Source organism: Microbulbifer variabilis, assembly GCF_052468405.1.
In genome coordinates this window covers 3,944,735-3,956,296 of the sequence record NZ_CP174343.1, presented here as the reverse complement: position 1 = coordinate 3,956,296, position 11,562 = coordinate 3,944,735, and the positions used below count along the sequence as shown (strand labels likewise).

Annotated in this window: 12 protein-coding genes; 2 read left to right on the top strand and 10 right to left on the bottom strand. The window is 52.2% G+C overall.

Translation table 11 applies throughout. The features are described 5' to 3' along the window. Positions 1-6: 6 nt before the first annotated feature. Both ACJJJB_RS17880 and ACJJJB_RS17875 read right to left on the bottom strand, forming a co-directional pair. Positions 7-690, bottom strand: a complete 684-nt coding sequence (locus ACJJJB_RS17880; protein WP_282952188.1) for an RDD family protein — start codon at positions 688-690, stop codon at positions 7-9. Positions 691-717: 27 nt separating this feature from the next. Next, complete coding sequence (locus tag ACJJJB_RS17875) at positions 718-1,464, bottom strand: hypothetical protein (protein WP_020414152.1); 747 nt, start codon at positions 1,462-1,464, stop codon at positions 718-720. A gap of 166 nt (positions 1,465-1,630) precedes the next feature. Between ACJJJB_RS17875 and ACJJJB_RS17870 the strand changes: the two genes are divergently transcribed. Both ACJJJB_RS17870 and ACJJJB_RS17865 read left to right on the top strand, forming a co-directional pair. Then, complete coding sequence (locus tag ACJJJB_RS17870) at positions 1,631-2,248, top strand: DUF2939 domain-containing protein (RefSeq protein WP_445365254.1); 618 nt, start codon at positions 1,631-1,633, stop codon at positions 2,246-2,248. A gap of 2 nt (positions 2,249-2,250) precedes the next feature. Then, a complete protein-coding gene (locus tag ACJJJB_RS17865) occupies positions 2,251-2,628 on the top strand; it encodes a DUF2237 family protein (RefSeq protein ID WP_020414154.1) in 378 nt (125 codons plus the stop codon). 83 nt (positions 2,629-2,711) lie between these two features. Here ACJJJB_RS17865 and ACJJJB_RS17860 read toward each other — a convergent pair whose 3' ends face one another. From ACJJJB_RS17860 to ACJJJB_RS17825, 8 genes are all read right to left on the bottom strand, one after another. After that, positions 2,712-3,716, bottom strand: a complete 1,005-nt coding sequence (locus tag ACJJJB_RS17860) for an AgmX/PglI C-terminal domain-containing protein (RefSeq protein ID WP_020414155.1) — start codon at positions 3,714-3,716, stop codon at positions 2,712-2,714. A gap of 1 nt (position 3,717) precedes the next feature. Then, complete coding sequence (locus ACJJJB_RS17855) at positions 3,718-4,239, bottom strand: biopolymer transporter ExbD (RefSeq protein ID WP_020414156.1); 522 nt, start codon at positions 4,237-4,239, stop codon at positions 3,718-3,720. Between the two features lies 1 nt (position 4,240). Further along, the gene (locus tag ACJJJB_RS17850) at positions 4,241-4,768 is read right to left on the bottom strand and encodes an ExbD/TolR family protein (protein WP_020414157.1); all 528 of its coding nucleotides are present in this window, start codon (positions 4,766-4,768) and stop codon (positions 4,241-4,243) included. An 11-nt stretch (positions 4,769-4,779) separates the two neighbouring features. After that, the gene (locus ACJJJB_RS17845) at positions 4,780-5,448 is read right to left on the bottom strand and encodes a MotA/TolQ/ExbB proton channel family protein (protein WP_020414158.1); all 669 of its coding nucleotides are present in this window, start codon (positions 5,446-5,448) and stop codon (positions 4,780-4,782) included. Positions 5,449-5,687: 239 nt separating this feature from the next. Beyond that, on the bottom strand, positions 5,688-5,966 hold the full coding sequence (locus tag ACJJJB_RS17840; RefSeq protein ID WP_020414159.1) for a hypothetical protein: 279 nt from the start codon (positions 5,964-5,966) through the stop codon (positions 5,688-5,690). Continuing rightward, on the bottom strand, positions 5,966-6,616 hold the full coding sequence (locus tag ACJJJB_RS17835) for a tetratricopeptide repeat protein (protein ID WP_020414160.1): 651 nt from the start codon (positions 6,614-6,616) through the stop codon (positions 5,966-5,968). Before ACJJJB_RS17835 ends, ACJJJB_RS17840 begins: the two co-directional genes overlap by 1 nt. Then, positions 6,603-9,470, bottom strand: a complete 2,868-nt coding sequence (locus ACJJJB_RS17830; RefSeq protein WP_445365253.1) for a tetratricopeptide repeat protein — start codon at positions 9,468-9,470, stop codon at positions 6,603-6,605. The genes ACJJJB_RS17835 and ACJJJB_RS17830 overlap by 14 nt, the downstream gene beginning before the upstream one ends. After that, complete coding sequence (locus ACJJJB_RS17825) at positions 9,463-11,559, bottom strand: tetratricopeptide repeat protein (protein WP_445365252.1); 2,097 nt, start codon at positions 11,557-11,559, stop codon at positions 9,463-9,465. Before ACJJJB_RS17825 ends, ACJJJB_RS17830 begins: the two co-directional genes overlap by 8 nt. Positions 11,560-11,562: the final 3 nt, after the last annotated feature.

Genomic DNA, 11,562 nt, shown 5'->3' with positions numbered 1-11,562 from the left:
AAATCGTTAGCCCCTGCCACCCAATAGCCAACTGCCTACTGAGCGCAGATAACCCAGCGCGGCGCCATCCCTCTTATGGGTAATGGGTTCGAGTAAATTGGCGAGCTCCTGTTGGCGGGCTTCACTGAGGTCATTGTGGCGTTCCAACAGGCTGACCAGGGCCCGTTGATCTTGTTGTTTTAGGTTGCGTGGTGGCGGCACAGGTGAGCTGTCCGGCAGGGCTATGGGTGCCTTGTCCTCTTCCCGGTAGACAACCAGGGTGCCCGCAGCCAAGTCGCCGAGGCGTTGGAAGTGTCGCCCAATCGTCATGGCGATAACACCGGTAGCATAGGCAAAGGGGAGAAAATCAGCAAAGCGCAGCAGGTTGCGCACTATGGAGGCGCCCCAGGAAATAGGGGTCAGGTTGTCGTTTACCACTATCAGACCAAAGGCTTTTTTCCCCGGTGTCTGACCGCCGCGCAGCACTTCAAAAAATACCGGGTAGAACCACTCCAACAGGAAGGAGCAAACGAGCCAGATACCAATGCCTGCCGTATCGGCAAAGGCCAGGGCTATACCGAGCCCAGCCAGTATCAATGTGCGATAAAACAAATCCACCGCAAAGGCGAGAATTCGCGGCACGGGCCCCGCGGCCCGTGCACGCAAGTCGATTCCCTCGGGGGTTTCGACGTTGTAGGTGGTATCCAGCAAGCCACCGCTCCTGTCAGGTCGAATGGATTATGTCCCTTGGGGGCCGCCAAAGACTTTGCGATAGGCGACGCCGTATGCAATAGAAGCCAGCGGTATAGCCCAGATCAGACCTATCAACAGTGCCAGACCACCCGCAAGGTAGATAAGAAGCAATACGATAAAGAAACCTAAAAAAGCAAACCAGTTTTTAGTAATGGCTTTGCGGGAGGCTTCCAGAGCTTTCCAGGGCCCCAGATTTTGATCTATTACCAGGGGGAGAGCCATCATGTAGGCAACAGCCAGATAAATTCCCGGAATCACCAGCAAAAGGAAACCTATAGCCATCAGGATACTCATGATGATGTAAGTCACACACAAGGGCACTATTTTGTCGAAGTGGGCGAAGACTTCGGTACCAGAGGTCTCTTCTTTACGAGCGATCTTGATGCCCACCATCATCATCCCCACAACCAGAGGAACCCCTACGATTGCAGTGATCAGGTTATAAATGATTGTTGATGAGAGAGAAGCGTTGCCGGCCTCTACTGGATCAAATGCCGGGTAACCAGTAAGAAGGCCGGCAACAAAACTGATTGCAGCAATTGCGATGACATAGAGAATAATGGCAAACCATACTGTGCGCTTCTTGCCTTTCGATAGCTGCCAGCCCTCGCTGATGGCTTCACCAATAGAAAATGAATAATCCCCGGCAATGCCTTTCTCAAGTGATCCAGAGTCGCCAGTTCCACCCTCTCCAGCAAGCTCGGCCTCGGGAGCTTTGTAGATATCACTCATCCTTATATTGTCCTCATTAAAGGTTTATTTTGTAGGCGTGCAGAGTCTTGGATGCGAATATCTCACAGGCGCGATGTGGGAACAATGCCACGCCAGCACAGTGGCGGATTAGGTGATGAACCTTTCTCAGCATAAAATCGACTTATAGGTTGAGAGGAAGGTGATAATGAAGAAAACACTGTGGTCTGGGGCTGTGGTACTGGTGCTGCTGATTGCGGGTTACGTGATGTTGCCCTTTTATGCGCTCGAACAGCTGCAGCGGGCAGCTCAGTTGGCTGTGGCAGATGAGCCTGAGACAAGGCGAGAGAGTATTGATACCTTGGAACGCTATGTGGATTTTCCGGTATTACGTGACAATTTAAAGCTTCGCCTGCAAAGTCAGCTGCGCTCCTCCATTGGCAATTCGATACCACAGGAATTTGATGAACTAGTGACTGCTGGGGCCAATTTCTTTATGGGGCCATTGCTGCAACAGTTTATTACCCCGGAAGGTGTTGCCAGATTACTGCGTGGTGGTGAGGACTTGCAGGCTTTTGAGCGGGAGCTGTTCGCCCAGGATTCTCAGCAAGAGGCTGCCCCTGTCCTGGAAAATGACCAGGAAACAGGAGGCACTTCCAATAGTAGCTGGCAACGCATGAGCTGGCGCTTTACTGATATCAATCACCTGAGTGCCGAGTATGGCGAGAACGATCGCGCCGAATTACGTGTGCTTATGCAGCGCAATGGGCTGCACTGGCAGTTGGTGGATATCGAACTAATCAGTGACCAGGGCCGGGAGGGTTAATTATGGAAATGGACAGCTCGGTTAATGTATTCGGTGACCCCTTAGTTCCTTGTAGCCTGGAGCCGACGACCGGTTTTTTTCGCGATGGCTGCTGCAACACCTGTAAAGAGGATCAAGGCTCCCACACGGTTTGTGTGGAAGTGAATGATGAGTTCTTGGCGTTTTCCCGCAGCCGTGGCAACGACCTGAGTACACCGATTGAGGAGTACGGGTTTCCGGGATTGGCTCCGGGAGATCGCTGGTGCCTGTGCGCCGCCCGCTGGTTGGAGGCCCAGCAGCAGGATAGGGCACCGAGAGTTTTTTTACAGCGTACCCATGTGAAAGCTCTGAAGATAGTACCTCTGCATCTACTGCGACAATACGCTGCAGATTTGAATTAATCAGTGCGTAAGAGAAATTGGCACAGCGGACAAGCTTTAAAGGTTTGCTGCGCTGTGCCAATGTCATTTATCCATAATCCTGATCAGGATGGCAGGAAGTCGATAGAGTAATTGCGGGTTGTGGCTTTAACATCCGCAGCACCAAAGTTAATCATACGGATTCTCGCCAGCAGCTTGCGCTCCAGGGCGGGGTTGTCCAGCTCACTCTCTATCAACTTGATGGACGAAATAGTGCCGTTTGCTTCAATGACCAGCTGCACGGTAATTTTACCCTGCAGGGTGGGATCACGGCGTAAGGCACGATCGTAGATCGCATTGATTGCCGCCTTGTTGGCCTCCATTATGCCGCGAATGGCATTGTCGGTTCGCGCCAACTTCTCACCCCTGACTCTCCTGGCTGCCTGCTTGGCGGAGCCCTTCGCCTGGGCCTGCTCAACCCGGGTGGTTTGTCGGCCCGCCAGTGAGACGCCTCCCGTGTCAGTGCTGATGCTCCCGGCCCTGACACCGCCGCTCGAAGTTTTGGATTTGTCGCTGATCATATTGCGCTGTGTTTGTGCGGCAGTGGCGTTACCGGCACTGAGCTGACCGCGGGTAACCTCACCCGTGTTAAAACTCTCACGCATATCCAATAGATCGTCGGCCAGGGCGTTGATGCCGCTGCTCGCCGCTTTTTCCCGCGCCTTTTGTATAGTGGCAACAGGGGGTGCCTCTACTTTGCTGGGCTCGGGTTTGGGAGCCGGTTTCGGCTTTTCCTTCTCGACTTTTTTTGGTTCCGGTTTTTCTTTGGGCTTCTCTGCCTCAGGCTTTTTTTCCTCAGGCTTGGGTTTGGCCTTGGGTTTGGGCTTAGGCTTTGGGAGTTCCTTCTTCTCCAGGATAACCTTGGCCAGTTGTGGTGGCACTCGTTCTGCCTGTTCTCTGGTCAGCTCCGGCACTGGAGCAAAGGTAATGACGGAACCACAAACGGCGAAGACAATAAGCCCTGCACGCAGGAATTTTACAAAGCGCTGGTCTTCCTGGTTGGAAGCAGACCAGGGCAACAGGGTTTCCTGTAGTTGCCAAGGGGCATAGCGGCTGGTTGCAGTGCTCATATCAGCTTTCCACCCCCGCAGGATCTATTGGTGCTGTCTGCTCTACAGCAAAAGAGATATCGCGGTAATCTGCCTGGGCGCAGGTCTGCATAATCTGTTTGAGTAACTCATAGGGAACCTGCTCGTCGCCCATAATGGTGACCGAGCGTCCCCTTTGCTTTTGCTCGTCGCTGAGTTCACCGGCGCGTTCGGCGCGGTACTCCAGTTCCTTCAAGAGGGGTTCAATATTTTCCTTACCAGCATCAATATTATTAATGCCCACGATCATGCGATCACCAACGAATAGTTGCTGGTTATTGACCCTCACAACCGTAGTGACCTCCGGCTTTTGCTGGGAAGTGGACTTGGGTAGCTTGATGGTTTTGTCTGTTTGCAAAACCTGTACATCGCTAGTGGAGTTCACCAACAGGAAAAATACCAGGATGGTGAAAATGTCCATTAGAGAAACCAGATTGAGCTTCGATTGCTGTCGTTTCTGTCGCTGACGCCGCTCCTGTAATTTGGCGGCTGCGTTAAGCATCATTTTATTTCCCCGCTACGGTTGTTTGCTGGGGGGCATCGCCCAGGGAAATCTGTGGGAACAACTCGGCATCGACGACTGAAGCGGCAACTACTGCTCGATAACTGCGTGCGGTATCCATTGCTGCCACCAGGGTTTTATAGGATGTACCTTTTTCCGAAAGAATGACCAAGTCGTCTTTCTCGATGGATTTTTCCCTTAAGTTACGCTTTATCTGCTGCAGTATCAGGGAAACAGTTTCCATATCTGGTTCACCATCGGTATTCTCCACTCGCCTGACTAGTTGCCCGGCCGGGTAATTGATATCAACATGTGCGGTGCGTAATACCAGTTCCAACTGTCGATTTTCCTGTTCAGTTGCACTACTGCTTCCATCACTGATGCCAGGAAGATTGAGTTTTAAAACTGAAATATGGGAAAACACCATATTGAGCAGTAGTACAGGAACCAGGATAGTCATCAGGCTCATAAAAGAGGTGATGTCCAGCTCTGCTTCCTCGTGTCCACGGCGACGAATATTTAATTTCAACATGGCGAGAGCCCTCAGGCATTCACTGCGCGCTGCTGTTCCGTTTTTTGTGGGCGGCCCATAGTCAAAAGGTTTAGGAACTTTACTCCGGCCATCTGCAGGCTATCTACAATTTCATTGGTCTTGTTTTGTAGCATGGAATTAAATAGCAGAAGGGGAATTGCTGAGATAAGCCCGAATGCGGTGGTATTCATTGCTACGGAGATACTGGTAGACAACATAGTGGCTTTTTCCGCAGGGTCGGCAGCGGCTACAGCGGTGAATGCTGCGATAAGGCCCATAATGGTGCCTAACAAACCGAGTAGGGTAGCAATATTGGCCAGGGTAGCCAGGTAGTTGGTGCGCTTTTCCAGGCGCGGTACTGCTTCGAGGATGCCCTCTTCGATTGCCAATGCAATATTTTCCTCGCGCTTGGCGAATTGCAGGGTATTAATACCGGCGGCGGCAATGCGACCCATCGCAGCATCGTTGTCCCGGGCCAGTTGTAATACATTCTGGTAACTGCGTTTTTGTAGCAGTGGTAATACCTGCAGATAAGCGCGGCGATTGGCGCTCTTAGCGCGGGAAAGAAAAATCCAGCGTTCCACTACCATGACGAGGCCGATAACCAGCACCAGGGCAATAGGGTACATAAAAGGGCCGCCAGTCTGGAAAAAGCGCAATAACGCCTGAGTAAATTCCATGATGAGTGTCTCCACAGAAGAAAGTGTTTAATTAGCGATATTTTTTTGCCAAACGGCCATTCCATGGACATCGGACATGATACTGATGAATATTGTGGGGCCTGATGAGGGCTCGACAATCATCTCCTGATAAGTGAAATACCTGTGGTGGCTTATCCCTGCTCCACTGGAGTGCTGAGTTTCAGCAAAAAAGCACGATTACATTAGTTTGTGGTGCTTGATGAGTATTATTATTTTTTCTATTCATTTTTTGCTTCAATAACCGGCTTGGCACTGAGCAGTTGAATTTCCCGTTTCAATTCTGAGAACTCCTGGTGCTTGAAAACGGTATTAAAATTTTGAGCCAGAGAACTATCAAGGCGCTGCAGGCTGTCGGCTTGCTTCCAAGGGATGATATACAGCACCTTGGGCTGTTCCTGGCTGCCGATTACCGTGGATTCCAATGTGGTGATTTCTTCGGCACGGGCGGTGAAGCAGGTGCATATTACGGACATTAGAATGATTAATTTATCTCGCATCAGAGTCTACGCTCCAGTTCCAGTATCCAAGCGCCGAGTAATTTGTCTTCTTGTTCTCGACTGCTCTGGGCCAAACGGTATTGCTGTAATGCCTCTTCCGGCCTGTTTAGATAGAGGTCATAGAGAATACCCAGATTGCGGTGTGCATCGCTAAAGTCGGGCCAAAGGTTCAGCGCCTGCAGGTAGCACTGTTCGGCCTCTTCGAAACGGCCAGCGTCGCGTAGTAGTGCAGCCAACTGATTCCAGGCAAATACATTACCGTCATTGACCTCAATCGCCTTGCGAAAGCTATTTTCCGCATTCTCGGCCTGTTCACTTTTCTGCTGTACTATCCCGAGGTTTAGCCAGGGGCCAGAGAGCTCTGGCCAGCGTTCAATGACCTGCTGTAGCTGCTGCACTGCGGTTGAGCTATCTCCGTTGTTAAAGCTCTCGTGTGCCTGAGCCATAGCGACGCTGGCCTCTTTGGGAACCCGCTTGGCATCCGCCAAATAGGGGTTTTCGGTAATTACATGCTCAATTGAGGCGTCCTTCTGTTGAGCATTTTTACCAAGTGGAAGGCTGCCACAGGCGCTGAGTGTCGCCAGAATCAGTAGTGTTGCTGTGAGGCGAAAAATACCACTGGGGCAATTGCGCAAATCAATGCAGTGCATGGCTCCACTCCAGGGTTGCTTCCGGTTTTTTATAGCGTGCGGGTAACAGTTCGCCGAGTGAGGCAAAACTACGTTTGACCCAGTCGTCGTAAATTCCATCACTGGTGCGCTGAATATTGGCCTGATGCAGCTCTATAGCCTTTTCCTCGAAGGGGAAGGCCTGCTCTTCCAGTAGGATTTCGTACTGCTCCAACTCAAGGTCATTCAGGTTTTTGGGGCGTTGAGATTCCATCAGGTCATGGCTGAGCTGTCGATAAACTTCAGCTAAACGGAAATTGGCCTGGGTGGTGAATTCCGCAATTTCCAGCTCGAGAACCTTGCGATAATCGGCCACGGTGGTTTTCATCGCGCGCTTTTTATTGGCGAGACTGGTTTTTAGCGGCAAGTGCAATTTTAATGAAGCGAATTTTTCATAGCTCTGCTCTGCCAATGCGCTTTGGGAATAGGCGGACAGGTAGCGGCCCCGAGGGGATTTTTCTGAATTTTTTGCTAATTGCTGTAGCCAATAATTCTGTTTATTAGGTTGATTGGTTTGCGCGTACAGTTGCACTAACTGATATTGCGCTTCCAGACGTTGTTCAACAGGCTTTGGCCAGAGCTTGTTGTAGTTACGGTAACTCTCAATGGCACCTTGATGCTCACCTGCTTTTTGCAGGCTTTCCGCCGCGAGGAATAAGGATTGGCGACGTACTTCTCGGTCGGGGTCATTTTGTGCAAGTTGCAGTAATTCGCCGGCCGCAGCGGCAGGCATTTTCAAGGCTTCAAAAATAACTACCGCCTTGGCGGCGAGGGTAGGTGCCAGCTGATGTGCAGGATAGAAACTCCGGAAGTCTGCAAGTTCAGCACTGGCACGCCGCCACTGCTGTAATTCCATCAGGTAATTGATCGCGTCATACTGGGCGGTGGCTGCAATTTCGCTGCGTCCACTCTCCCTGATTCGCAGCAGGTGGCGCAACGCCTCCTCACTGGGAATCTCTCTGCCATCCTCGGTGAGTGCTGGTTGCGCAAGTGCCAACTCTGCCTGCCGATAGATGGAAAGTTGAAGTTGCTTGCGTGTGTCCTCGCGCAAATGGCTATCCTTAGGCTGTATATTCAACGCACGGGTATAGGCTTCTTCCGCAGCCATATAATCTTTCAATGAAAAGTGACTGTGAGCCAGGATCATCGCGATATTTAATTGCTGAGCCTTATTCGCTGGTGGCTGCCACTGATCTGCAGCTTGTGCGGCGGCAATAGCCTCGGCAAAACGTGACTGTTGTAGCAGCTTATCTGCGGCAGATAGTTGTACTGGTAAGGCCCTTTTATCCTGCGGCCAGCTCTGGGCAAATTTAAGGCTGGCCTCAATGTTGCGATCCAGCCACAGGATTTTTTGCTCGGCATCCTGCCCCGGTGTTTCTTTATGCACTTGTGCCGAGCTAAGAATGGCTGCATAACCAGCCTCCGCACCATGCTTCTTGTCTTGATATTCCCAGGCTACCTGGCTGTATGCGCGCCAGGCTCCAGCGTAGTCGCCAGCCTGCTCGAGACATTCGGCCATCAGGAAGACCATTGGTGGAGTGCGGGGGTCCTGTGGAAAAGTCTGTGAAAACTGCCGGTAGAGTTCCGCTGCCGCTAGGTAAGCTTTGCGAGACTGAGCTTTTAGCTGCTGTTTTTGTTTACTTTTATTAGCCGGTGCCTTGCTTGCTAGCTGAGCAAGTTCCTGTGCGCGCGCGTGGTCAAATTGGGCTAACTCCTCAAGCCAGGGGCGCAGTGATTGTGCCAGGGCTTCGCGCTGACTTGTCTCTGCCTGCTGCCAATACTCACTGCGAATACCATAGCGTTGTACAAATTCCCGCTTGGTTGGAAGCACCTCATCGTGTAAGCCGCCATTTTGCAGTGTTTCAATAGCTTGCAAATGTAATGATGGCGCTTCAGTGCTATTGGGGTAGTGCTTAACAAAAGCCAGGTAGGTATCCGCGCTGTTGCGGAATAACTCTTTCTCTCGATACCAATTGCCCAGAGCGCTGTACAGCAGGTGCTGATAACCTCGTGGTTTGCCATCGGGATTAAAGGACTCGATAGCTTCGGCACCGCCCAGGTAACTAAAATTCAGGGCCAGGCCACGAAGGCTATCCTCGCGCAGGCGCTTCTGGCCCAGAGGTAACTCTGCTTCGCTGGCACGCTGCTGCAGAATATCCAGAGACTCGAGAAATATCTCCGTGGAACGGCGGTAATCGCTGGATTTAAACTCTGACCAGGCGAGCATATAGCGGGCATTATCGGAAAATGGACTTTCGCCCTTCTCCAGCAATGCGCGGAAGTCCCGTGCCGCTGCCGAATATTCCTTGCGATTGAAAGCCGCTTCGCCTCGGCGGAATAAAACCTCCCCTATAAACGGTGACTCAGGTGCGCCCTGGGCGATGCGCTCCAGTGCTTGCAGTGCGCCTGGCATTTCGCCATCCATAGCACGAGCTCGCGCCAGACGATAGAGAATATAGTCGTCTCGGGGGCTCTCTTTGGCGAGTGTCTGGTAGTGCTGCACCGCACTGGCAAAACCGACTGAAACTTCCGGGTTATCCGCCTGATGTTGCTCCAGTCGCTCCATTTCCAGATCGGCCAGGCGCAAACGAATCTGTGCGCGAATCTGCGGGTCTGGCTGGCTGGCCAGTGCTTGTTGATAGCTCTGCACGAGAGTGGCGAGATCAACCGATATCAACTCAGGGGGAGTTGATACAGGTTCTTCAGTGGAAGCAGCCGTGGCCGTGGGCAGATCTGCAAGTGTCAGTGCGGACTGATTGCTGCAGGCGGTACTGATACAGCAGATAGCGGCAGTGAGCAGACGCAGGGAAAAGCTTCTGGAACCAAACCTATTCACTCTGCCCCCCTTCATTATCGGGCAATAGAGCTTCTGCGGTCTTTTCCTCAGTTATTTTCTCTACTGTGGCATTGCCTTTTTCGTGAGTATTTTCGCCATCTTGCGTTTCCACCTGAGTATTTTTCTCAGGGTTTTTTGGCGGAGGCTGGCTGGCGGCCTCTAGCATGGAGGCATCCTGTAAGCGCGCGATAGCGAGGCGGGTGTGGGCCTGGTAACTGTGAATCCGCGACTGCTCTCGCTCCAGCTCAGCAATAATATCCCGGCGTAGGGCAGCCTCAACCTTTGAAGCCGTTTTGGCTATGGCTGCGCGTTGGCCGGATAATTGCGCCGCAGTGCTAGCCAGGCGCTCTGTTAGCTGGGTCAATTGCGGTGCGCGGCCCACTTCTACAGAGGTTTTACCTAGTTGCTTCTCACCATCGCGTAAGCTGGATTCGAGTAGTTGCAGAGTTTTGCGCTGTTGCCACAAGCGGTGATGATACTGTTCGCTGGCTTGCCATAATAAAATGCCACGGGCTTTAGCCAGGGTCTCGCCCTGGTAGTCGGACCCCTTACCGTTACTGCGCAGTAGTTGATAGCGATGCTCAGCGCCCTGGAGTATCTCCAGCATCTCGAATATCTCACTGTTATTTCCACCCTCCCCGTTGCTGGTAGCTTCGAGCAGAGTCAGTGCGTCACGCTCCCCTTCTATTTGGGCCAGGGCATCGTTGAGATTGCGGTAGTGTTGCTTGGCGATTTGCAGTTGCTGGTCAAACTCTGCGCTCTGGTACTGCCCGATGATGCCGGAGCGCCTTTGGTGACGCTCTTCGATCAATGAATGCAATTGTGGAATTTTTTGTGACCAGTCATTGAGTACCCTATCCATCTGCTGCAGGTCGCGCAGCTCCGACAGGCGCAGTTGGAATTGATCGCTCTGTAAAATGGGTAAGAGAAAATGCTGGTTGTCCCGCAGTAAGGGTGCGGCTTGAGCCAGTTGTAGCCAGCCGTAGCGTTGTGACTGACTAAATTGGCTGGCATCCGCCAGCGGTTCTGAAGACAGCTTCCGCTGTAAGTGCTGCAGCTGCTGCAATGTGCTCTCGAAATATGTGGCTGCATCACTATAGGCGCTTAGAGCTTTATTGCGTTCAGCCTGCTTTTCATAGGCATAGGGCAGGGCGACCCTTGCCTCCCGTGCGGCGGGACTGTGTTGGTGTTCTGCCAATAAAAAACGCAGGGCATCTACCCCCTCCTGGTATTGCTCGCTGTTGATCGAAGACCAAGCGAGCCCGAGCAGAGCTTTGGTTGCCCAGGGGGTGTGCAGGCGCACTTGGGAAAATTCAGCTTGGGCCTGGGAAAACTGCTCTGACAATGCCATAGCGTAGCCAGCGCCGATATGCGCTTTGTCCGCGAGTATCAGGATATCCTCTGAGGGTTCATCCTGCTCAGTCGCCAGTGTGCTTGCGAAGCGATATTCCTCGGCGGCGGCAACTAACTCTCCTCTTCGGGCTAAGGCTGCGCCTAGATTGATGTGTCCGAGTAGGCGCTCTGACAGCGGCAGATCGGCTCTTTTAAGGAATTCCTGGGCTGTGGAGATTTCTTCACTGCGCAAGGCCAGGTTAAGGGGAAGGGTGGAGGAATCTATGGCTCCAGACTTTTCCAGATTTTTTGCCGCCAAGGAAAAGTCACCCTGCAAATAGTTCAGCTCTGCCAGCTTCAGCCAGGCAGCCTGGCGAAGTTTGGGATCTGTATTTTGATTGCCGGTATGAAGCTGTAGCTCGAAAAGTTCGGCAGCGTGTCGATGCAGACCAAAACTGAGGCTGATTCCCCCTTCGATGAATGCGGCACTGTCGCGGTGAACTTTAATTGAATCACGTTGCTTGGCGACAAGCAGGGTGCTGAGGGCATCGAAATTATTGCCTTGAAAGTACTCATACAGGGTTGCCCCGTAGGACATATCCTGAGCTTGGCGATACTTTTTGTCTTCGGATTGCGTCTTTTCCTGAGGCGGTATTTCTTCCGAGGTAACTTCGGTCTCGGTGCCATAAGCAGGCAAACTGACACCTAGCAAAGCGACACTGAGGGATATTATGCGGGAGAGGGGCCGGTAGCTCATGGG

Coding starts and splice junctions, on each gene's coding strand:
- ACJJJB_RS17870 (WP_445365254.1), top strand. CDS start 1,631: ATGAAGAAAACACTGTGGTCTGGGGCTGTGGTACTGGTGCTGCTGATT.
- ACJJJB_RS17875 (WP_020414152.1), bottom strand. CDS start 1,464: ATGAGTGATATCTACAAAGCTCCCGAGGCCGAGCTTGCTGGAGAGGGT.
- ACJJJB_RS17825 (WP_445365252.1), bottom strand. CDS start 11,559: ATGAGCTACCGGCCCCTCTCCCGCATAATATCCCTCAGTGTCGCTTTG.
- ACJJJB_RS17835 (WP_020414160.1), bottom strand. CDS start 6,616: ATGCACTGCATTGATTTGCGCAATTGCCCCAGTGGTATTTTTCGCCTC.
- ACJJJB_RS17845 (WP_020414158.1), bottom strand. CDS start 5,448: ATGGAATTTACTCAGGCGTTATTGCGCTTTTTCCAGACTGGCGGCCCT.
- ACJJJB_RS17865 (WP_020414154.1), top strand. CDS start 2,251: ATGGAAATGGACAGCTCGGTTAATGTATTCGGTGACCCCTTAGTTCCT.
- ACJJJB_RS17840 (WP_020414159.1), bottom strand. CDS start 5,966: ATGCGAGATAAATTAATCATTCTAATGTCCGTAATATGCACCTGCTTC.
- ACJJJB_RS17850 (WP_020414157.1), bottom strand. CDS start 4,768: ATGTTGAAATTAAATATTCGTCGCCGTGGACACGAGGAAGCAGAGCTG.
- ACJJJB_RS17855 (WP_020414156.1), bottom strand. CDS start 4,239: ATGATGCTTAACGCAGCCGCCAAATTACAGGAGCGGCGTCAGCGACAG.
- ACJJJB_RS17860 (WP_020414155.1), bottom strand. CDS start 3,716: ATGAGCACTGCAACCAGCCGCTATGCCCCTTGGCAACTACAGGAAACC.